This is a genomic window from Pelagicoccus mobilis, from assembly GCF_016595505.1.
GTDB lineage: Bacteria > Verrucomicrobiota > Verrucomicrobiia > Opitutales > Opitutaceae > Pelagicoccus > Pelagicoccus mobilis.
Genome location: NZ_JAENIL010000063.1, coordinates 1 through 22,581, shown reverse-complemented (window position 1 = coordinate 22,581; position 22,581 = coordinate 1). Strand labels below are relative to the sequence as shown.

Below are 22,581 nucleotides of genomic sequence, written 5' to 3'. Positions count from 1 at the left end.
CTCGAGACTGGCCCATGGCCGACGCTCTCGCCTTCCAACCACCCAATCAGGATTTTATCATGTTTAAGCCAATCGTCGCAGCACTCCTTGCCGCTGCCCTATCCGTAAACGAACTTCCCGGTCAAACACACGACCACTCAGAAGCACACCTCGATCGCTCCACCGCGATCCAAGCTGCCCTTAGGTCCAACAAAGACCTGATAGCCGCCCGCGTCGCTATCGAGAAAGCCGAAGCTCGCCTCAAAGCCGCTGGCTTGCCCGCAACGCCCAATCTCCACCTAGAGTACAAGAGCGACATCCTCTTCGGAGACGAAGGTGAAGGCGGCTACGGCGCCGCCATCTCCCAATCCTTCCCGGGAGCAAAACGTCTCTCAAAAAAGAAGGATGTCACCCGCTTCGAAATCGAAAAAGCCAAACTCGAAGTCCGCCAACGAGAGATCGAGATCATCACGGAGATTTCCGAGTTCGCGCTCGATATCCATTTGGTCGATACACGGATGGACCATCTCGAAAAACTCGGTGATTTCCTGCTGGAGACAATCCGCTTCGCCACAGAGAAGGTCTCCTCCGGCGAGATCTCTCCACTCGACGTTTCCCAGCTCACCCTGGAAAAGCGAATCCTCGAGCAAGAAATCGCCAACCTCGAGATCACTCGCGAACGCCTGATCCACAAGCTCGCCCCCTTGATCGGACAACACTCTTCCGACCACTTCGAGTTCGATGCCGACAACGCGCTTCCATACTCAAACGGCGAGCTGCCAGGCTTCGACCTCGCATGCTTAAACCGATCGCCAGCATTCCAAACCGCCCTCGTCAAAGAGAAAGCAGCCGATGCAAAAACCCAACTTGCTCTCACCGAGGGCAAGGACTACCCCACCGGCCGCCTTTTCTGGAACAACGAAAAAGGAGTCGATCAACCCGCCGGTAGAACGTCCGACCACGTACTCGGCATTTCCGTTAGCATCCCCCTTCCCGCTGGAAAAAAAGCAGACCTACTCTCCCTCGAATCGCGACAAGAGAAAGACCAGGCTCGCCTCGCCGCGGCCGCGATCCGCTTCCGGATCGAAAACGACATCGAGCACGCCAAGCACGAAGCAGAAATCTCCCAACGACGCATGAGCGAGTATAGCGAGCAAGTGATCGAGTTCGCCGACCAGCAACTCCAAGAAATGCAAACCGCCTACCAAACCGGGCAACTCGACATGCTCTCCCTCCTCCGAGCACAAGAACAACGCGTGTCCCTAGAAAACGGATACCTCGAACTCTACGAAGAAAACGCCCACGCCCGTCTCGAACTCCAACTCGCCCGCTTCGAGCTCCCATAAACTGCGCCCTCAAATGGCACATCCACAAGCAAAGCCCCTCCGAGCCTCATCAGAGGCTCCTTATCCAGAAGCGCCATTGGCGATTCTTCCGATCCTATCATTCGTGGGCAAAAAATAACCTCTCAGAATACTCTGCACGAAATAGCTAAGTCCAAAACCATTTCCCGATGAAAACCATCACCACTCTACTCCTACTTCTTCACTCTTCATTCTGCATTCTTCATTCAGCGACTCCCCCCATCATCCTCGACCAGGCAGCCATCGACAACCTCGGGATCAAAACCGAAGAAGCCAAGCCGCAGGCATTCACCAAGACCCTCTTCGCAATCGGACGACTTCAAGCCATCCCCGCCCACAAGAGCATTCTCAGCAGCCGTATCGCCGGACACGTCAGATCCATCAGCGCTCATGAAGGCGACCAGGTGGAAGCCGGCCAAGTTCTCCTCGAAATCGAAAGCCTTCAGCCCGGCAACCCTCCCCCACGCATTTCCCTCACCGCTCCCCTCTCCGGGATCGTGATGCAAAGCCACACTCATCTCGGTAAACCGGTCACTCCCGAAACCGAATTCTTCGAAATCGTAGATCTCAGCAAAGTCTACGCCGTGGCGAACCTCCCCGAAGACCAAGCAGGCTACACCCACATCGGAACCGAAGCGACCATCCGCATCGCCGCCCGACCAAACCAAACCTTCAACGGAAAACTCATACGCTACGGAAACGAAGCCGACCCGAATTCAGGAACCATCGACGCCTACTTCCTTCTCGAGAATCCAAACAACGAACTCCGCCCCAACATGCGAGCCGAGTTCTCCGTCGTACTCGATTCCAAACAGGACGCCCTCTCCGTCCCCAAAGATGCAGTACAAACCGACGGTCTTAAATCATACATCTTCATCGAGGATTTCGACCTACCCAACGCCTTTGTAAAGATCCCGGTCATCACCGGCGTACGAAACGAAGAACACGTTGAAATAACAAAAGGACTCCTTCCCGGGGACCGTATCGTCACCAGCGGTGCCTATGCCCTGATGTTTGCCGGCGAAGGCACGATCTCCCTTAAGGAAGCCCTCGATGCGGCCCACGGCCACGAGCACAATGAAGACGGCTCGGAAATGACCGCCGCACAACGAGCCGCTAGAGCTGCCGAGAAAGCGGCAGCCGCAGGAGTCGCCGGCGGCGCCCCCACCTGGATGGTCGTCCTCCTCGGCAGCCTCTCAACGCTCCTCCTAATCCTGCTCATCCTCAGCAGAAAAACGAGGTAGCGGCCGCTGTCCCCAGCGGCCACCCGATCCTCCTCCCCTGGAACCAAATCAGATGCTTACTCGACTCATAAATTTCTCGCTTAACAATCGTCTACTCATCGTAGCCGCTGCGTTAGCTGTGCTTGGAATGGGGATACAGACAGCACGACAACTTCCTGTCGAAGTCCTCCCTGATCTCACCAAGCCGACCGTCACCATTCTCACCGAGGCCCCCGGCCTCGCCCCCGAAGAAGTTGAAACGCTCGTCACTGTTCCCCTCGAATCCGCTCTCATGGGGGTATCAGGTGTCACCCGACTCCGAACGACTTCAGACGTCGCCCTCTCGCTCGCCTACGTCGAATTCGACTGGGGCACCGATATTTACCTCGCCCGCCAATTCGTGCAAGAGCGACTCCAGGTCGCCCGCGAATCGCTTCCGGAAGGTATCCAACCCTACATGACACCCGTCGCATCGCTCATGGGTGAAATCATGCTGGTGGGAGTTCGCAGCACAGACCAAAGCATCGAACCACGAGATGTTCGCACCCTGGCAGACTGGACCGTCGCTCGACGACTCCAATCCATTCCTGGCATAGCCGAGGTTCTCGCCATGGGCGGAGGCATTAAGCAGGTGCAAGTCCAACCTGACCCGCACCACATGCTCGCCCTTGACGTATCCTTCGAAGAACTTCGAGCCGCTACCGCACAAGCAGCCCAAAACACCACCGGAGGTTTTCTCACCAACGCCCCGCAGGAAATCATGGTCCGCCATCTCGCCATGACCACCGATCTCGACGCGCTCGGTTCAACCGTCATCAAAGTTGTAGACGATCGCCCGATTCGTATCGACGATGTGGCGACAATCAAATGGGATATCGAGCCCATGCGCGGCGACGCAGCAGTAAATGGTACACCTGGCGTAATCCTGAGTGTCACAAAGTCCCCCGGCTTCGACACACTCGACCTAACCGAAAAAGTAGAACAAGCCCTCGCCGATCTGCAGACCACAGTACCCAAGTCCATCGAACTCGTCCCCCTCTTCCGTCAGGCCGACTTCATCAACAACGCCGTTGGAAATCTGCAAGAGGCGCTAAAGGACGGAGCCATCATGGTTTCGATCATCCTCTTTCTCTTCCTGTTAAATGTCCGCACCACGCTCATAACCCTCACCGCCATCCCGCTTTCCTTCGCCATAGCGATCCTCGTTTTCCGATGGTTCGGCATCTCAATCAATTCGATGACACTCGGCGGACTCGCGGTCGCAATCGGCATGGTCGTGGACGATGCTATCGTAGACGTTGAAAACGTCTTCAGGCGTCTCAAAGAAAACGCCGTATCCAAATCACAACGACCTAAACTCGAGGTCATCGCTTCCGCATCTGCCGAAGTTCGTAACTCCATCCTCTACGCCACCCTTTTCATCATCCTCGTCTTCCTACCCTTGCTTGGCCTCTCCGGTGTAGAAGGCCGACTCTTCGCCCCCATCGCTGTCGCCACTATCGTCAGCATGCTGGCCTCCTTCCTCGTCTCCCTCACCATCATCCCAGTCCTCGCTTCCTTCCTCCTGCGCTCGAAGGCCGAAAACACCAAAACATCCACTGACCCATGGCTTGTACGTTTTATGAAGACCGGCTTCCGCCATACCTGGCTCAAACTCGCTCTAGACCGCCCCTTCATCGTGCTCACCTTTGCATCCTTCCTTTTCGCAGGAGCCCTCTCGCTCTACCCGCGGATGGGCAAAGACTTCCTGCCATCGTTCAATGAAGAAACCTTGCTAATCGCCCTGACCGCAGCTCCTGGAACTTCCCTCCAACAAACTAACCAGATATCCGATGTCGTAGAAGACCTCATTCTCGACATCCCAGAAATTCGAGCCGTCGGGCGTCGCGTTGGCCGGGCCGAACGTGGAGATCACGTGGTACCGGTTTCCACCGTCGAGTTCGATATCGATTTCCACAAAGAGCTGGAAGGCGCCCGACCGCGCTCCGAAGTCGTCGAAGAAATTCGCCAGCGCGTACGCGGACTCCCCGGGACCTTCGCGGCCATCAGCGGCCCGCTCGCCGATCGCATCGGTCACATGCTTTCCGGAGTTTCCGCGAAGGTCGCCATCAAAGTCTACGGGGAAGACCTCGAAGAGATCCGCCGCATTGGCACGCGTATCCAAACCATCGCGCGCAGTATTCCCGGACTCGACGAGGCGCGGATAGAACAGCAAGCCCCCATTCCGCAGTTGCGCATCGAAGTGGATCGCGACCGAGCTCTGGCCTACGGGATCACGCCCGGCTCCCTCAATGACCAACTGGCCGCCCTAATGGGTGGCGACGCAGTCGGCGAACTCTACGAAGGCCCCCGCGCCATCGATCTCGTGCTTCGCCTCCCAGACGAATGGCGCGACAATCCCAAACGCCTCGAACAGCTCTATGTGGATACCGCTAACGGCGGCCGCGTTCCCCTCTCCTATGTTGCCAATATTCGAGAAGCTCGAGGACCCAACATCATCCTGCGCGAGAATACCCAGCGTCGTTTCGTCGTGAGTATCAATCCTACAGCCAGAGACCTCTCTGGCCTAGTCACACGACTTCGAGAACGCGTGAACACTGAACTCACCCTCCCCGAAGGAGTCTTCCTCAGTTTCGAGGGTGAATTCAAAGCGCAAGAGGAAGCGACCCAACGAATCGCGCTGCTCTCGCTGCTCTCTCTTTCAATTATGGCAGCGCTACTCTTCTCGTACTTCAAGACGAGCGTATTCACGATTCAAGTACTATTCGATATACCTCTTGCACTCATCGGAGGACTCGTCCTGACCTGGCTGATGCTGAACAACATTTCCATCGCTACCTTGGTCGGGTTCATCGCAGTTACAGGAGTCGCCGCTCGAAACTCTGTCATGATGATCTCGCACTATCTGCACCTCATGCGACACGAGGGCGAAGGCTTCACTCGAGAAATGGTAGAGCGTGGCACACTCGAACGACTCGTCCCCGTACTCATGACCGCACTATCCGCAGGCATCGCACTCATTCCATTGCTTTTGGCAGCCGACCAACCCGGCAAAGAAATCCTGCACCCAGTCGCGGTGGTTATCGTCGGCGGCCTTGTCACCTCCACCTTCCTAGGCCTCGGAGTCACTCCAGCAGCGTTCTATGCCTTTGGAAGCAAAGCTGCCAAAAAAGCTCTCGCCCAAGACTCCGCAGCATCGAACTAACTTTCTAAATCGAAACATTCAACACATCCAAATTATGAATACTAAAAACCTCATCCTCGCTGCAGTTGCAGCCGTTTCACTCGTATTCGTTGGCTGCGGCCACAAACACGACCACGATGACCATGATCACGGATCACATGCCGATCACAGCGACTCCCACGAAAAGAAAGTGCCCGGCCCCAACGGCGGCCGTCTCATAACCTCAGTCGAACCAGCAGCCGAGTTTCTCCTGCTCGAAGACAATCGAGCTCAGCTCACCTTCGTCGACGAAGCGCTCAAGCCAGTAGCAGTAGCCGGCCAATCCGCAACCGCTGTCGCGGGCGACCGCATGAACCCGACTCCCGTCACCTTCGAGTCCAACGGTACCGCTCTGGTCAGCGTCAACCCGCTCCCTGATATCCCAGGCCAGCCGTTCGTTCTCACCCTGCTCGCGTCAGCCGACGCCAAGCCAACGGTCGAAAAATTCAACCTAAAGACCTACACCTGCGGCGGCTGCGACCTGCAAGAGTACGCCTGCACCTGCGGCCACTAAAAGGTAGAGCGTGGGCGCCGCCCCACGCCTCGTCCAAAAAAGCCAACCAACGCGCCCGAGCCGAAAAGCTCGGGTTTTTTCATGAAACCTCCCAGCCCGTAGAGGACGGCGCCTATCGCGGTTTGAGCACAATACTGCACAAAGTTTCTCTTGCTCAGGTCGAAGTATGAACAGTCATGCCACTACTCGCCACTCAGTCGTCCGGTTCAAAGAACTCCCTCGTCCACAAGGAAAAGCAGAAATCCGTCAGCTTTTGGGAATCTCAACGTCTAGCCAAAGAGAAGGCATACGAAAAGAAGGCCAAGAAATATAAGCTAAAGCTGGAGACCCTTGCCGTATTCACACAGCAGCTCTCCTCCATGCTCGAAGCCGGACTCCCGCTCGTCTCCGCACTCGACGCCCTGCAGGACCAAACCGAAGATCCCGTTTTCCGAATCATCATCCGCGAGGTAAAAGCAGACGTCTCCCAAGGCAGCAACTTCTCCGCGGCCTGTACCAAGTACCCAAGAGCCTTCAACAACCTTTTCATTTCCATGGTCGAAGCCGGTGAGGCCTCTGGCGGTCTCGCGGAAATTCTTGGCAAGGTCGCCGGCTATTTCGAAGCAACCACCAAGCTGACAAAAAAGGTAAAGTCAGCCATGACCTACCCGGTCGCCGTTATCGCTCTCGCCATCATCCTCGTAAACGTACTGCTCATTTTCGTGGTCCCGACCTTCGCCGACATGTTCAGCGATTTCGGAGCAGAGCTTCCTGGTCCGACCCAGTTCCTCATCGACCTCTCCGACTTCCTCAAGGACAATATCCTCTATATCCTAGGAGGCGGATTCGTCCTCTTCCAAGTCTGGTCCCGATTCACCAAAACGCCGAAAGGACGCCGCGTGCGCGACCAGCTTGTGGTGAGGATGCCGGTGTTTGGAAACCTGATCGTCAAGATCACCCTTTCCCGCTTCTGCCGCACCTACGCAACGCTGCTCCGCTCCGGTGTACCTATCCTACGCTGTCTCGAAATCGTTGCCGCCTCCTCCGGAAAGACTCAGGTCGAAGACGCCTGCCGAAAGATCTCCAAGAACATCTCGGAAGGTGGCCAAGTCTCCGAAACCATCGAACGCATCGACTTCTTCCCGCCTATGATGAAGCACATGTCCAAGGCGGGCGAGCAGACTGGTAACGTCGACGGCATGATGAATAAGATCGCCGACTTCTACGATACAGAGGCCGACGCGATCATCGCCTCACTCACCTCGCTGATCGAACCAATGCTCATCGTATTCCTCGGTGTCGTAGTCGGCGGTATCGTGATGGCCATGTTCATGCCAATCTTCCAGCTCTCTTCAGTCGTCGGGGGATAGAGGCACCTGTCAGCTTTCCCTAGGCTGTAATCAGTCAAAGGATGAGAAAAGGCTGGCAGAGCTGACGCCCGCGCTTTCAATCTGCCGCAACGACTAAGCAATCGATGCAATCTATCCTCATAGTAGACGACCTCGAGTCCATTCACGAAATGCTCGACGCGGTCATTCAGCCAATCGGCTACAACACCGCCTTCGCCACTGACGGCGAAATCGCGCTCCAAAAAATCCGCGACGAGCATTACGATATCGTACTCACCGATATCAACATGAAGCCCATGGACGGCTTGTCCTTGCTCGCTCAGATCAAGGAAGCGGACCCGAACGCGATCGTCATTATGATGTCCGGCTACGCCAACGTCGAAAACGCGACCCAAGCCCTCAAGCTGGGAGCCTTCGACTACCTCACAAAGCCGTTCAAAGTCGACCAGCTCATGCTGTCGATCAACCGAGCCTCCAAAGAACGCAAGCGGCGGCTCGAATCCGGCAATACCGCCGCAGCCCAAAACTCCATCCTGCTTTCCGGCGACTCGGATTTGGCCAAGTCTTTCGACGAGCGCCTATCCCGCTCCGCCAAGCTGCCGACTCCGCTGCTCATCAACGGCGACCCGGGAACCCAAAAGTCGAACGTCGCCGCCGTCGTACACGCCCGCAGCGAGCAATCAGGCGAACCCTTCGTCACCATCGACGCCAAGAAGTCGGAAGCAAGCGAGCTCCCCGAACTCCTTTTCGACGGAGCTGGCGGTCCCAGCGAGATGATCCGATCCGCCAAGGGCGGCACCCTCTACATCGCCGGCATCGACGCTATCTCTCACGAGCACCAAGCACCGCTCGGCAACTTGATCCGCGACCTCAAAGGCGAAACTCGCTTCATCTGCTCCAGCACTCGAGACCTGGAACAGCTTGTGGAAGCCGGGGAATTTGAGGACGCCCTCTACTTCCGGATCGCGAACAACGCGCTGCAAGTTCCCTCTCTCCGGGATCGGCCCGACGATATCGCAGCTCTCGCGCTCGCCTACTACGCCCAAAACCACCTTCCCTTCACCTCGATCGGCGAAGGCGCATTGGCGCTATTGCAAGGCTATCGCTGGCCCGGCAACTACACCGAATTCCAAGAAGTCTTGGCCGCCGCCGCCGAAGTTGGCGAAGGACAGGTCATCCGCGAAGCCGACCTTCCCGACAAGCTACGCGACATTTCCAGCTGGCCGAACTTAAACGACTACTTGGCGGAGCAGTCAGACCGCTACAAGCAAGCCGTTCTAAAAGCCTGCCAAGGAGACTCCGGCAAAGCCGCTCAGATCCTCGGCCTCGACGAAGGCGATCTCTAAGCTGCCAGCTCAGAGCTCCTCCCACACGCAATCGCCTTCCTAACCGGAACCGGGCGACTCTCGTGCAGACACGCCCCGAACGCTGATTCGCTCCATCAGCCCAACATAGGTCTTTCCCGCAACAGTCCATCCTCAAATTCGCTCGGCTCGAACTGGTTGCGACTCCAGAACACACGAATTTTCGTTCGCTTTTCCGTTCCAGCTTGCAGAAACCCGGTTTTCTTCTCTTTTCACCCTTGCCGAGAGCCGCACACATGCGTGAACTCTCTCAAATTTTTTTGCCATGCCGAAAAGAACAGACATCGAGAGCATCCTAATCATTGGGGCAGGCCCAATCATCATCGGCCAAGCCTGCGAATTTGACTACTCTGGCACCCAGGCCTGTAAAGCGCTCAAGGAAGAGGGATACCGAGTCATCTTGGTTAACTCCAATCCAGCGACGATCATGACCGATCCGGAGTTCGCCGATGTCACATACATCGAGCCACTCACCGTCGACGCGGTCACTAAGATCATCGCCAAGGAACGTCCCGACGCGCTCCTCCCAACCCTCGGTGGCCAGACTGCTCTCAACCTTTCCCTCGAGCTCGAAGCAGCCGGTATCCTCCACGAGCATGGCGTGGAAATGATCGGCGCGAAACCGGACGCCATCAAGAAGGGCGAGGACCGCGAACTCTTTAAGGAAGCGATGCTCAAGATCGGCCTCGACGTCGCCCACTCTCGCACCGTCGGCACTCTTGAGGACGCTCGCAAAGCGGCTACGGAAATCGGCAGCTACCCGCTCATCATTCGCCCATCTTTCACCCTCGGTGGTTCCGGCGGCGGCGTTGCTTACAACCGCGAAGAGTTCGAGGAAATCGTTTCCAAGGGTCTCGATATTTCCCCAGTCCACGAAGTACTCGTCGAAGAGTGTCTCCTCGGCTGGAAGGAATACGAGATGGAAGTCATGCGCGACCGCAAGGACCAGTGCGTGGTGATTTGCTCCATCGAAAACTTCGACCCGATGGGCGTTCACACCGGCGACTCTATAACAGTTGCACCGGCGATGACCCTCTCCGATCGCGAGTACCAAGCGATGCGTGACGCGTCCTTCGCCGTCATCCGCGAAATCGGAGTCGAAACAGGTGGTTCCAACATCCAGTTCTCTCTCTGCCCGAACACTGGACGTATGGTGGTTATCGAGATGAACCCACGCGTCTCTCGTTCCTCCGCTCTCGCTTCCAAGGCGACTGGCTTCCCGATCGCTAAGTTCGCGGCCAAGCTCGCAGTTGGCTACTCGCTCGACGAAATCCAGAACGACATCACCAAGGCGACTCCAGCTTCCTTCGAGCCGTCCATCGACTACGTCGTTACCAAGATCCCTCGTTTCACTTTCGAAAAGTTCCCAGGCGCAGACGACACACTCACTTCAGCAATGAAGTCCGTCGGTGAAGCCATGGCGATCGGCCGCACCTTCAAGGAGTCCTTCCAAAAGGCCCTCCGCTCACTCGAAACCGGAGCCAACGGATTTGGAGTCGGCGGCAAGTTTGGCGGTAACGACCTTCCATCCGAAGAAGAGATCAACGGTAAGCTCGTCCGTCCAAACACGGACCGCGTCTTCTACCTCCGCTACGCGCTCAAGGCAGGCTACTCGCTCGAGAAACTCTTCGAACTCACCGCTATCGATCCGTGGTTCCTCCACCAGCTCAAACAGATCCACGATCTCGAGGTAGAGCTAGCTGGCCAAAAGCTCGAAGACGTTTCTGCCGAAGCTCTCCGCAAGGCCAAGGAATACGGCTTCTCCGACAAGCAACTCGGCGTTCTCTTCGACTGCGAGTGGAGCGACGTAAATGCAGCTCGCAAGGCTAAAGGCGTCGACACCGTTTTCCGCCTCGTAGACACCTGTGCAGCTGAGTTCGAAGCAAAGACCCCTTACTACTACTCTTCTTACGGCGACGAAAACGAAGTTATCCCAACCGACAAGAAGAAGGTAATGATCATCGGTGGCGGTCCGAACCGTATCGGCCAGGGCATCGAGTTCGACTACTGCTGTGTGCACGCCTCTTTCGCTCTCCAAGAGCTCGGCTACGAGTCTGTGATGATCAACTCCAATCCGGAGACCGTATCCACCGACTACGACACGTCCGACAAGCTCTACTTCGAACCGCTCACTCTCGAAGACGTACTCGAAGTCTACAATCAAGAGGGATGCGAAGGTGCGATCGTTCAGTACGGTGGCCAAACTCCGCTCAACCTCGCTTCTCAGCTCAAGTCTCACGGCGTAAACATCATCGGTACCACACCTGAGTCCATCGATGCCGCCGAAGACCGCGAACTCTTCAAGCAGATCCTCGACGAGACTGGCCTCAAACAGCCAGCCAACCGCACGGTTCTCTCCGAAAAGGAAGCGATCGATACCGCTGAGGAAGTCGGCTTCCCGCTTCTCCTCCGTCCATCTTTCGTACTCGGTGGCCGCGGCATGTTCATCGTTCACACGATGGAGGAAATGAAGGCTGTTATCCGGGAAGCCTTCGACGCTTCTCCAGACAAGCCCGTCCTACTCGACAAGTTCCTCGAAGACGCGATCGAGCTGGACGTCGACTGTATCTCTGATGGCGAAACCACTCTCATCGGCGGCATGCTCGAGCACATCGAGTACGCAGGTGTTCACTCCGGTGACGCAGCCATGGTTCTCCCACCACACACTCTCCGCAAGGAGATGATCGAGACCGTTCGCCAAGCGTCTTTCCGCCTCGCTAAGGCTCTCAAAGTCGTCGGTCTCATGAACGTCCAGTTCGCGATCAAGGACGACGAGCTCTACGTTCTCGAGGTCAACCCACGCGCTTCCCGTACCGTGCCATTCGTCTCCAAGGCGATCGGTGTACCACTCGCCAAACTCGCTGCCAAGGTAATGACTGGCGAGAAGTTGAAGGATCTCGGCTTCACCGAGGAGATGTCACCCAAGCACTGGTGCATCAAGGAAGCGGTATTCCCATTCGTTCGCTTCCCAGGTTCCACCATCCGACTCGGGCCAGAAATGCGTTCAACCGGTGAGGTTATGGGTCTGGACAGCGACTTTGGTATCGCATTCGCAAAGACACAAGCGGCCGCAAAACCAGCCCTACCAACCGAAGGAAACTGCTTCCTCTCAGTTAAGGACCAAGACAAGCCACGCGCCCTCGACATCGCCCGCAACTTGATCGCTCTCGGCTTTAACATCTACTCCACATCCGGAACAGCCAAGTACCTGCAGGAGAACGGTCTCGAAGTTAAGAAGCTCTTCCGCATCGCGGAAGGTCGACCAAACGTGCTCGATATGATGAAGAACGGTGAAATTCAGCTCATCATCAACACGCCATCAGGCATGATCCCGCGTAAGGACGAAAACTACATGCGTTCGACTGCTTGGGCGAACAACATCTGTATCATGTCAACGATCACAGGTGCGGAAGCCGCAGTGTCTGGCATCAAGTCACTCAGCAAGACCGACTACGAAGTACGCTCCGTACAGAGCTACGTTCAGAAGAGCGTCGGCAACGCTTAGTTACAAAGGAAACTTTCCAAAGCAAAAGACCTCCGAGATTGGAGGTCTTTTTTTGTGTGCCTAGGTCCGACACGACGGCCGGCCCCTACCTACGTTTCAAGATTACTCGCTCCCCCCAACTCAACCAGCCACCACTCATGTTGTATGCTTCGTAGCCATGCTGCCGAAGCATTCGCTGGGCATCGTACCCTCTCTTACCTACGTGGCAGTAGACCCAAACGGGTTGATCCTTAGCCAATTTATCCAGCGAATCACGCAAGCTGCCCAAGGGGATGTGGACCGCCCCTTCCAAATGTCCGCGATCCCATTCAGCAGCTTCCCTCACGTCCAATAAAGTAACCTCTTCTGGAATCGCTTGTGTGGGCGAGACCGGGAAGTGATCCCCACGGAGCGTATTCGCTGCGAGCATACCTGCCAGATTCACCGCATCCTTGGCGGCGCCAAACTGAGGAGCGTAGGCGAGCTCAGCTTCTTCAAGATCATAGACCGTGCCTCCCATCTGGATGTAAGTCGCAATCACATCCAGCTTCCGGGCTACATCGGTTTTACCGGTAACTTGCGCCCCTAGAATCTTCCCATCTTCACTGTCAAAAATCAGCTTCATGTGAAGAGTCTCTGCTCCTGGGTAATAGCCCACATGATGGGCCGGGTGCAGATAGACGCTTCGATAGTTCGTAACTCCCAAGCGTTGCAGAGCTTTCTCAGAAAGTCCCGTCGATCCAATCGCCATGTCGAATACTCCACAAATCGAAGTCCCTTGAACCCCACGGAAACGGCTGTCACGGCCGGCAATATTATCAGCAACGATCCTGCCTTGTCGGTTAGCCGGACCCGCAAGAGCCAACAGCATCGACTGACCGCTCACCGTGTCGATCTTCTCAACCGCATCGCCGACTGCGTAGATATCTGGCTTGCTCGTACGCATACGGTCGTCGACTAGAATCCCTCCGCGTTCACCGAGATCGATTCCCGCAGCCTGAGCGAGCGAGGTCTCTGGCTGCACGCCGATTGCTAGGATCACAATATCGGCTTCGTGTTTCGCTCCGGACTGCGTCTGCACTGACAATTTCCCGTCTGCAGCTTCCGTGAACGACGATACCCCATCACCCAATGCAAGCCTGACTCCCTTGGCACTCATATGCTTCTCGAGTGGGCGCGTCATCTCCGCATCCATCGGAGGCATCACTTGATCGAGCATTTCGACAAGCGTTACTTCAAGCCCGAGGTGCTTGAGATTTTCGGCCATCTCCAAACCAATGAAACCTCCGCCAACAACCACCGCTTTATCAGCGTTCTTTGCGGCGATCCACCTTTGAATCTCTCGAGCATCTGGAATGGTTCGAACCGAGAATACTCCAGGCAAATCGATGCCTGGAATGGGAGGACGAAGCGCCTTCGCTCCGGGAGCTAAAACGAGATTGTCGTAGGATTCGCTATAGTCCTCGCCCGTCGAAAGGTCGCGCACGCTCACCGTCTTTCCCTCGGTATCGATGCTTCGCACCTCATTTCCGGTTCGTACTTCAATCTTGAAGCGGTCTCGAAACAGCCCCGGCGAGGCCAACAGAAGATCGTCGTCACTCTTGATCAACTCGCCTACCCGATACGGCAGACCGCAATTCGCGAACGAAACATACGGCCCCCGCTCCAGCACCAGGATCTCAGCGTTTTCGTCCAAACGCCTCAAACGTGCGGCAGCCGAAGCTCCTCCCGCGACACCTCCAATGATGATCGTTTTCTGGCTCATCTCGAACAGGAACATGAAGTGTTGAGCTGCGAGGCACTAGCAGCAGTCCGGTTCCATGGCATTCTCGCAAAAAGAAAACCTAAACCACAAAAACCAGTCGCTCCCGCAACGAAAAGCCCTGCTCCGGTCAGGAGCAAAACGACCGCCCAGTACGGGTGAACAAAAAAGGCCATCAAAGTTGCCAGTATGTTGATCAGTCCAACCGTAAGGTGAACTTGCCGAACCAACGGCAACCCCTTTGGCGTGCTGCGGACAACCGGATATCCTCCACGCTCCCAGCCTTGTAGGCTCCCCTCTAAAACACCAGATTCACGACCATAAAGCTCGGCAGCCCTCTTCGCCCGAGCGCCTGACAAACAAGTAAAAAGGATCTGCCTACCCCGAGCCTGCGCCTCCACACGCTCCGCGGACAGATCATCAAGCGGCTGTGAAACCGCGCTATGAATGTGAGCCTCGGAAAACTCCGAAGGCGTTCTTACATCCACCAAAAGATATGCTTCTGGGTTGGCCCAGTACTCCTCATTTCCTATCGTTTTCATAAATGTCTTGGATTAACGTCAAACATCACCATATCACGATACAGTAATATTCAAGTGAAAAAAGACCATTCTCAAAATCCTCTCTCTGAGGGTCAGCTTACCGAAATCGCGAAACTGTTCAATTTGCTCTCCGAGCCAGCCCGTTTGCGCCTCATTTCAGCCCTAATGCCAGGTCCCCGCACGGTGGGAGAACTGGTATCTGAAACCGGTTTGAAGCAGGGCAACGCTTCGAAGCACCTTGGAATGCTGTTGGATGCCGAACTCGTAGAGCGGCAAAAGGAGGGCAACTTCGCTCGCTACTCGATCAAAGAGCCAATGCTCTTCGAGCTTTGCAAAATCGTGTGCGATCGTACCGAAGAGAAATTGAAAGAGCGCCTCAGCTCGCTCCTAGGCCAAGCCAACCAGTAAGAGTTCACTCCCTGAAAAGCCTGAAGCCACATCAGCTTCCCGAATCAACGAGTCGCTGCACTTGAGCATGTAAGCGAGTCACCTTGTTATCATCACTCTCCTTCATGACTTCCTCCAAAGTCTTCAGAGCGAACCGGTATTGCTTGTTGTTAATCAATGCAATCGCCTTGGAAAGGAGCGCCGTCTGCTTTTGCGCGGGATCGGCCGCCGCGCGATCGTAGTACACAATAGCCTGATCCGTATTCTCATTTCGTATACTTATGCTCGCCAACTTCATCAGTGCGTAGCTATTGAACGGATCGAGCTCTAGACCATGCAAGTACTCGGCCTCCGATTGATCCACATCACCCCGGAAATACGAGAACTCCGCCTTCAAGAAACGGTACATCGTCTTGTCATTGTGAGTCCAATCCGACGACTCGTCTTTGAGATGGGCAAATATCTCCTCAGCGAACTCATGCTTGTCGTTAAAAACGAGATACCGAACGGCATTCAGGAGCTCTTTCTGATTCAACCCGTCTTCATCCTCCGCAGCCGACAAAAACACTTTTCGGGCCAGCTCAAAGATTCCTTGCTCGAGATAGACGTTTCCGAGAAGATACAGAGAATCGGATTCGATATCGCCCACGCGTCGAGCGATCTCTAGGCACTGGGCTGTCTTGAGCGGCTTATCAAGAGCAAGCCAGGCGTTCGCCTTCATCAGCCAAAATTCGCTGTTGTTCGGATCTGTACGTAACAGGTCATCGAATACAGAAATCGCTTCCTCATATCGAGCCGTCTCATAGTAGGCTTGCGCGATTCCCTCAGCCCAATCGGTCTGATCCGGTTCGAACAACATCGCGAAATGATAGGCCGTTTCTGCTGAGCGATAGCGCCCTAGCTGAAGGTGACAGTAGCCGAGGATACCGAACGTCATCGCGTCGTTCGCCCCAAAACGCACACTCGTTCCCAAAGCCTCCGCAGCGCTCTCGTAGCTTCCCTGCTTGTAGCGGGCTAGCCCCAAAGAGTTCCACGCCCGTCGGAAGGACTTATGCTTCTGAACCGCCGCAAGGTACTGGTTCTCAGCCTGGAAATAGTTCCGGTTCCGGAAATAGAGGTTGCCTAAAGCGTGATTAAATGCGGCCGAGACCGGCAAATCGCTATCAAGCGTTTCCTGCAAGAACGTGTAGGCATAGTCTGGGTCAGACGAAAACAGTGCGTAGATCTTCTCCAAAAGCTCCTTCTCCACCGCCGTCACATAAGGCTCCGGACTATCGACCGATCGATACCCTTCCTCGATTCGCTGGCTAAGCTCATCCCCCGAAAGCTTCGGCTTCTTCAACTTAAGCTGCCCAAACAGACTGTTACTGAGAAAGAGAACAAAACAGAAGTATATGATGTAACGCATGACCTATAAAGTGAATGGGCTGGTTGAGCCCTCGTTGAATTGAACAGTTTGCTGTACCCAACAGGCTACCGGCTTGCCGTTTTTCTTAGCCGGCCTAAAGCGCCAACTCTTAATCGCGTCCTTAGCAGCATCGCCATATGTAGGGTTTTCGGAAGAAGAATACAGAACGCTTTGACGCTCTGTTCTGCCCTTCTCGGAAACGTAATAAAAAACAACGACATCTACCGCTTCCCCACGTAAACTATAGGGGACTGATGGAGGAACTGAAAATCGAAGGACCGGCTTTTCGTCCACCTCAGTCTGGTCATAGATGGTGAATTCCTGAAACTCTTCCAAACCTGGAGGCGCCGCCTGGAAATCTTGGCTGATATCGAAATTCAGTGTGACGTCAGAAGACACATCCGGATTGAACGAAACGTCGATCGGGCTTAGCTCCAATTCGACCGATGGCTCCATCTCCTCAAGAGTGATCGAAGACGTATCAATTGGATTGGATACATCCGGTGCGGACGACTTCACCTCTACGTAGTCCTGAGGCGGAGCGAGGTAATAAACCGGCTTGTCCTCGCTCTCTTTCGGCTCGAGTTTGAACACGCGAACTCCCGTAGTCGCAATAGCCGTGAAAACGGCAACGGTCACCAGTATCGATCCCAAATGGGCACGAATCGAAACTCGGGTAGTCTTAAACTCTGTATCGATCGATTCCATACACCTCAACTATTCGTAGTTGATCACCTCATCCGTTGAAAAATAGACATCCGCTCCCGCCACTTTGGCCTCACCATAAACCTTAGCGAAAAGATCGAGCCCTATGTTCTTGTCCGCTTGGATAATCACAGAAGCCCTTTTTGCCGCGAGCGCCCGATAAACGATCGGACGAACCGAGGACAAACTAATCTCGCGCCCACCGTGAAAAATACGTTCATCCGAACTGATCCCAATCAAGATACTGTCCTGCTCCAATGGCACCGACCCCGAAGCCTCCGGTCGATCCACCTCGATCCCCGTCTCTTGGAGAAAGACCGTAGTCAGAATAAAAAAGATCAACAATATGAATACACAATCGATCATTGGTGACAGATTGATATCCACCTTATCTTCTTCGCTACTGCGTAGTAATTCCTTAAGCATCAGTCTTCAAATTCGTTATTTTCGGTGGCATTCACCTTGTGCTCCAAGAGCTCAAGCTCGCGTCGGTTCGCCACACGGCGTATCCAGTACATGATAAACAAAGCCGGGATCGCGATCGTCAGACCCGTCTGGGTCGTGATTAGCGACTTCTTCACCCCTTCCGCAACCAGCAGTGTCGTTTGATGCCCCGCTTTGAGCGATAGCCCATTGAACATCTCAAGCATCCCCAAAACCGTACCGAGCAGACCCAATAGCGGAGCGGCGACTAGCAACACTCCAGCAAAACGTAACCGGTTGCGCATAAACTCCCGAAACTGCAGCAACACGTCTTCATAGCGGATCAAAAGCAACTCCAGCTGCGTAGAGGCAACCCCCGCTCGATTCGTACGAGCATTCAACGCATAGCTCCGACTATCGATAAATCGGTGTAACCGAACTTTCACTACATACATCAATATAGCAATAATCTGCCAATAGAGCACATAGGACAATACAGCTAGGATGTACATGACCGGCCCCCCGGTCTTCAGCGCGTTGATAAAGGTGGAGATCGATTCCATCAGCCCAACTATTCCCCAACGGATATTTCCAACTTGGTCGACTCGACAAAATCAAACGCCGTCTGCTCTAAAGCCACAATCCTTGAACGGATCAGACGAGAGAACAAACCATGCAAAATCAAAGTCGGGATCGCTACCATAAGCCCAAGCTCCGTCGTGATCAACGCCTCCGAAATCCCGCTCGACAAAGCGTTTGGCGTGCCCGCTCCATAAAGCGTTATCAAAGCAAACGTCTTGATCAAGCCAACCACCGTACCCAACAAACCGAGCAAAGGCGAAGCCGCCGCGGTAATCGCCAAGAAAGGCAAATAACGTTCCATGCGTGGCTTGGCTCTCAAGATCACGCTCAGCATGGTTTCCTCGAGCAAGAGCGCGTTCTTGTTGATATTGCGCACTCCCGTGGCAAGCACGTCGCCCGCAACCCCTTTCACTTCCTTGAGCGGTCCTTGCGCCGCAGCTGTGCTCTCTTCGCGAGCCAAACGGGAAATCTCCGCCACCTGATCCGCCGCCGGCGTGTAGAAACCTGCAAGGTCGCTCAGCTTTAGCAAACTGATGACTCCCGCGATCAACCCGAGAGCAAGAATGATAAAGCCAACGTATCCACCTTGTTTCAAGTGGGTCATCAAATCGCCCTTCGACGTTTGCAAAGCCAAGGCATCACCCAAGGTCGAATCAAGCGGCAGCTCCCCGCTTCCCGTTTCCACAAATCCTCCGATCTGAGCGCCTTGGGCATCGGGTAGAAAAGTGATTCCAGGCTCGATCGCTCCAGAGTCGTACTTGAGCACTCCTCCCTGCTTCGAATCCTCACTCTGGAAATAGCCAGCTGGACCAAAAATCAGGACCTTGCCATTGTGGATACGCCCCTCGCTGTCGATCGCCTTCCCTGAGAAGACTTCCCCGCCGATATTTCTAGAAATCCGTTGCAAGGACAAACGCATCGCATCCGCGTAGCCAGCGAACTCGGCTTGCATGTTCTGGCTATCCGGATCGACCTTCGCGCGAATCGCATCCAGATCATCCATGTAAACCTGCGTCTCCGAAATATTGATACGGCTTTCAAATTTGTCCAAGAACCCGTCCAACGCGGAACGAACGTATTCTATCTGGCTCGTAACCGACTTGCCCGATTCCCCGAGCTCTTCGATCTCCGCGATCACTTGTTGGCTAAGGAAGCGGTAGCTCTCCACTTCCGAACGCAACTTGAGGTTTGATTCCTCCAGCTCGGAAAGCCGTGCCACCAAAGGCGTCTTCTCAGTCGCGATGCTCTGCTCGAGGGCAAGGTACTCTTGCAGGCTGCTTTCCACCAAACCAGAAATCTCCTCCGGCAGATCCTGAGCAAACATAGCCGGTTGCAGTCCCGTAAACAGCAGGAAGGAAACAGCAAAGGCGGACAGCGACCGAGTCATCTTCTTTGAAAGTCTTTCTCTCATAATTCGTATTCCGATTGGTCCCTTATAATAGAGTTGCAGGAAGGCTGATGAGTTGAGGGTCGGTCGACTCGTTCTCGTAATTGCCAATCATTTCCGAGATTTGCAGGAAAAGGTCGTCGCGCTGCTGCCAGTCCCAGCCGCCCGAGCCTGGCTGGATCACCCAAGCCCGCTGGTTCGCCTCATCGACGCCATAGCCACACGCAAGCCCCCAGTAGAGCACGCGCACACTCACCTCGCCCGACTCCGGACCAGGGCGCGTAATCCGAGCCGCTGTCAGCGAATTGCCGAAACGATCAATCGCCGTCAGCGCCGCCACTAAACTCTGTACCCTCACCGGAATCGCGATCTCGCCATCCCCGTTTTCGATCTTGTCCAGATGCACCTTCAACTCCGCCAGCAGAGGCTCCGGCAATCGAGGCATCAAGGATCGCAACTCGGTTTCAATACGCGCCAAAGGAGTGACCAAGGCATCAAGCGCCGCCTTCTTATCGTCGATGCTCTGCTTCATCCGATCTCGGTTCCCCACATACACGTCGCTCGCCTTCTGGTTCGCTTCGAGGTTCCCCTTGAGCGTGCTCTCCTCAGTCTCCAAAAGCTTAATCGTGCTTTGCAGCAGCGTCTGCTCGCTCCTCCACTCCGCTCGCGCTTTCGAGATCTGGGACTGCAATTCGATCCAGCGATCGGTATCTTGCTCCACTTTGCTTACGGAGTCTGACGGAAGATTCGCATACGCGAACCAGACAGGGATTGCGGCTAGGCCGACGCAGAAGCTCAACTTCTGGAGGCGACGGGGAATCGATCCAATGTTTTTGGGCATACCAGTGGGAGGATAAAACGCAGTTTAAGAGGCAGCCAAACCCGGGCAAAAGCGCCCCGAACGGACCGGCTAACGAAAAGGCATCTCTTAGATAAAGCGGGGTTGGGAATTTTGTCAAATAAACGACCAAACTCTCAAAATTCGTCAAAGATCCCCACGCGCCACTCGCCCCGAAAAAACAAACAGGAACTCCGTTTCACCCATCGCCGATACGACCGAAACCAGCGAGTAAATCTGAGTCTTGGCCTAGGCCCGCCTACTCCGAGGACTTGGAATCATCGCTTTGGGCAACCGGTTCGCTCCGGTCTTCGAGTCCGTTATCCAACATTCGCTTAAACTCGTAGAAGCCCGGCCGCTTGCGGAGCGAACCATCGTCGCCCACGTCAACCAACCCAAAGCCCTTCGCAATCAGCTGCCACCAGTAGACGCGCTCCACGAGTCCGCTATCCCACGCCTCCTCGTAGTATTGCCTCAAATACACAGCCGCATCCTCCTCGCAAACGCAGTCAGGCTCGTGCGTCGGCGAGTACGGCCCTTGGTCCGCGATCGGCCAATTCACCTCGGTGATCCAAAAGCGCCGCTGCGCCTTTGTCGCAAAACGAATGCACGCCACGAAATGCAGCAGCTTCTGACGAAAATCGAAAAAGAGAAGCTGCCTATTCTTCGGAGAGCCACGCCGGTCGACGTAAAGAGCGCAGCCCACCGCGTCCCAGAAAATCTTGTGGCCATGCGTGATACAGCGAAACAACGGCATCGTCTCGAAATCCAGAATACAAGGCCCTACCAATTCGATCCCCGGGAAGTCCTCCCGCATCTCTTCCGCGACACTCGCGAATCTCAAAAACTCTCCCGTGCTGAAGAACCCCCACTTGGATCGGTTGATTCCCTGGCCGATCTGGAAAACCTTCACCCGCGGCCAGCAACGCTCGACGATCTGGCGGAGCAGCTTGCGCCAACGCTCCGCATCGATCACCTCGTTACGCGTCTGCATGATGCACACCACGAAATCGCAATCCGGCAAGCTATCGATAAACCCGACGTACTTATCGAGTTCATCGATCTCCCAAACCGGAACGCGCAGCAAGATCCTGCGCACGCCAAGCTCCCGGATCAGCTCGGCGTTCGACTCCGCGTCGCTCGAGTGCAATGCGATCGCCAGCCCCGCAAAGTCCTTGATATCCTCGCCACGCTGCTTCCAACGCTTCGGCATTCTCCCAAAATTGAGAACGAACTGGTAGCCGACGATGAACGGCAAGAACGCAACCGTCGTGAAAAACGTCTTTACGTAGTCAACAAATGAATACCTAGCCCGTTTCCAAATATTTCGACGGTGCCGGATCGGATAAGGTTGCTCGCTATAGCGATCCCACTCGATCTCCAAAAATTCGTCCTTAGAGTCCAATTTTCTTCCTCCACGGTCTCGTGGCGTTCTTGACGCGCCACTTCAGCTCATACCGCCCTTTGCTCGTATCAAAAGTCCTTACGCACGCTTCCCGCTCAAACCCTCGACTGTCCGCGTAAGCGTGCAAAAGCCGCGTCTGAACCTCTCCTTCAAATTCCAGCTGCAACAGGCACTTCACGCCTCTCCCCAGCGAGACCGTCCGCCGCCGCAAGCGATTGTTGTCAATCAAGTCCAGCTCCCACCGCCCCTCGCCGCTTCGCGAAAACAGCCAGTTCCCCTGGTTGATGTCCAAGTGCAACAACCCCGCCTCATGCATCCGGCCCACCGCTTGGCCCAGCATCTCCAGCTTCTCGTCCCGATCCTCGCAATCCGCGTCCTGCAAAGCCGACGCGTCATGCTCAAACTCCTGAAACGCGCAAAGATAATGGCTCTCGACCAGCCAGCCGCCCGACCACTTTTCCTGCCAGGCGATCGGTTGAGGACTGCTAATTCCGAAGTCATTCAAAGCCACGCTGTGCAAGTACGAACGCTGCGCTTTGCTCGAGTTGATCCGGTAGGCGATCTTCTTCCTGTCTGGTCAAGATACATGGTTAACAGGTGTTAAGAGACATGGTTAACACTTTTTGATGCCGTGGATGGAGACCGATAAGATAACCCAAAGAA

18 protein-coding genes are annotated in these 22,581 nt (G+C 55.1%); 8 read left to right on the top strand and 10 right to left on the bottom strand.

Going from position 1 to position 22,581, the window contains the following annotated elements; all coding sequences use genetic code 11:
* Positions 1-14 precede the first annotated feature (14 nt).
* The 7 genes from JIN87_RS23810 to carB all read left to right on the top strand — a co-directional run bounded on the left by JIN87_RS23810 (position 15) and on the right by carB (position 12,500).
* Positions 15-1,325: a TolC family protein gene (locus JIN87_RS23810; RefSeq protein WP_200358318.1), complete on the top strand. Its 1,311-nt coding sequence runs from the start codon at positions 15-17 to the stop codon at positions 1,323-1,325.
* 167 nt (positions 1,326-1,492) lie between these two features.
* Entirely contained in the window at positions 1,493-2,587 is a 1,095-nt protein-coding gene (locus JIN87_RS23805) for an efflux RND transporter periplasmic adaptor subunit (RefSeq protein ID WP_200358316.1), read from the top strand.
* 52 nt (positions 2,588-2,639) lie between these two features.
* Positions 2,640-5,771 (top strand): efflux RND transporter permease subunit, encoded by a 3,132-nt coding sequence (locus JIN87_RS23800; protein WP_200358314.1) that lies wholly within the window; start codon positions 2,640-2,642, stop codon positions 5,769-5,771.
* A gap of 34 nt (positions 5,772-5,805) precedes the next feature.
* On the top strand, positions 5,806-6,303 hold the full coding sequence (locus JIN87_RS23795; RefSeq protein WP_200358311.1) for a hypothetical protein: 498 nt from the start codon (positions 5,806-5,808) through the stop codon (positions 6,301-6,303).
* A 176-nt stretch (positions 6,304-6,479) separates the two neighbouring features.
* Positions 6,480-7,652, top strand: a complete 1,173-nt coding sequence (locus JIN87_RS23790) for a type II secretion system F family protein (RefSeq protein ID WP_200358309.1) — start codon at positions 6,480-6,482, stop codon at positions 7,650-7,652.
* A gap of 104 nt (positions 7,653-7,756) precedes the next feature.
* Complete coding sequence (locus JIN87_RS23785) at positions 7,757-8,977, top strand: sigma-54-dependent transcriptional regulator (RefSeq protein ID WP_200358307.1); 1,221 nt, start codon at positions 7,757-7,759, stop codon at positions 8,975-8,977.
* Positions 8,978-9,260: 283 nt separating this feature from the next.
* Positions 9,261-12,500, top strand: a complete 3,240-nt coding sequence (gene carB, locus JIN87_RS23780) for a carbamoyl-phosphate synthase large subunit (protein WP_200358305.1) — start codon at positions 9,261-9,263, stop codon at positions 12,498-12,500.
* A gap of 85 nt (positions 12,501-12,585) precedes the next feature.
* Here the strand turns inward: carB and JIN87_RS23775 are convergent, their stop codons facing one another.
* Positions 12,586-14,244: an FAD-dependent oxidoreductase gene (locus JIN87_RS23775; protein ID WP_200358293.1), complete on the bottom strand. Its 1,659-nt coding sequence runs from the start codon at positions 14,242-14,244 to the stop codon at positions 12,586-12,588.
* The gene (locus JIN87_RS23770) at positions 14,241-14,783 is read right to left on the bottom strand and encodes a rhodanese-like domain-containing protein (RefSeq protein WP_200358291.1); all 543 of its coding nucleotides are present in this window, start codon (positions 14,781-14,783) and stop codon (positions 14,241-14,243) included. The genes JIN87_RS23775 and JIN87_RS23770 overlap by 4 nt, the downstream gene beginning before the upstream one ends.
* Before the next feature lie 54 nt (positions 14,784-14,837).
* On the opposite strand from JIN87_RS23770, the gene JIN87_RS28630 reads away from it, so the two are divergent.
* Positions 14,838-15,191, top strand: a complete 354-nt coding sequence (locus JIN87_RS28630; RefSeq protein ID WP_200358289.1) for an ArsR/SmtB family transcription factor — start codon at positions 14,838-14,840, stop codon at positions 15,189-15,191.
* A gap of 31 nt (positions 15,192-15,222) precedes the next feature.
* Here the strand turns inward: JIN87_RS28630 and JIN87_RS23760 are convergent, their stop codons facing one another.
* From JIN87_RS23760 to JIN87_RS23725, 8 genes are all read right to left on the bottom strand, one after another.
* Positions 15,223-16,578: a tetratricopeptide repeat protein gene (locus JIN87_RS23760; RefSeq protein WP_200358287.1), complete on the bottom strand. Its 1,356-nt coding sequence runs from the start codon at positions 16,576-16,578 to the stop codon at positions 15,223-15,225.
* Positions 16,579-16,581: 3 nt separating this feature from the next.
* The gene (locus tag JIN87_RS23755) at positions 16,582-17,286 is read right to left on the bottom strand and encodes an energy transducer TonB (protein WP_200358285.1); all 705 of its coding nucleotides are present in this window, start codon (positions 17,284-17,286) and stop codon (positions 16,582-16,584) included.
* A gap of 9 nt (positions 17,287-17,295) precedes the next feature.
* Positions 17,296-17,709: an ExbD/TolR family protein gene (locus JIN87_RS23750; protein WP_200358283.1), complete on the bottom strand. Its 414-nt coding sequence runs from the start codon at positions 17,707-17,709 to the stop codon at positions 17,296-17,298.
* On the bottom strand, positions 17,709-18,269 hold the full coding sequence (locus JIN87_RS23745) for a MotA/TolQ/ExbB proton channel family protein (protein ID WP_200358281.1): 561 nt from the start codon (positions 18,267-18,269) through the stop codon (positions 17,709-17,711). Before JIN87_RS23745 ends, JIN87_RS23750 begins: the two co-directional genes overlap by 1 nt.
* Before the next feature lie 8 nt (positions 18,270-18,277).
* The gene (locus JIN87_RS23740) at positions 18,278-19,699 is read right to left on the bottom strand and encodes a MotA/TolQ/ExbB proton channel family protein (RefSeq protein ID WP_200358279.1); all 1,422 of its coding nucleotides are present in this window, start codon (positions 19,697-19,699) and stop codon (positions 18,278-18,280) included.
* Positions 19,700-19,721: 22 nt separating this feature from the next.
* On the bottom strand, positions 19,722-20,516 hold the full coding sequence (locus JIN87_RS23735; RefSeq protein ID WP_200358277.1) for a DUF3450 family protein: 795 nt from the start codon (positions 20,514-20,516) through the stop codon (positions 19,722-19,724).
* A gap of 256 nt (positions 20,517-20,772) precedes the next feature.
* Entirely contained in the window at positions 20,773-21,918 is a 1,146-nt protein-coding gene (locus tag JIN87_RS23730) for a hypothetical protein (RefSeq protein ID WP_200358275.1), read from the bottom strand.
* Positions 21,908-22,429, bottom strand: a complete 522-nt coding sequence (locus JIN87_RS23725) for a lipopolysaccharide kinase InaA family protein (RefSeq protein WP_200358273.1) — start codon at positions 22,427-22,429, stop codon at positions 21,908-21,910. Before JIN87_RS23725 ends, JIN87_RS23730 begins: the two co-directional genes overlap by 11 nt.
* Between the last annotated feature and the right edge of the window lie 152 nt (positions 22,430-22,581).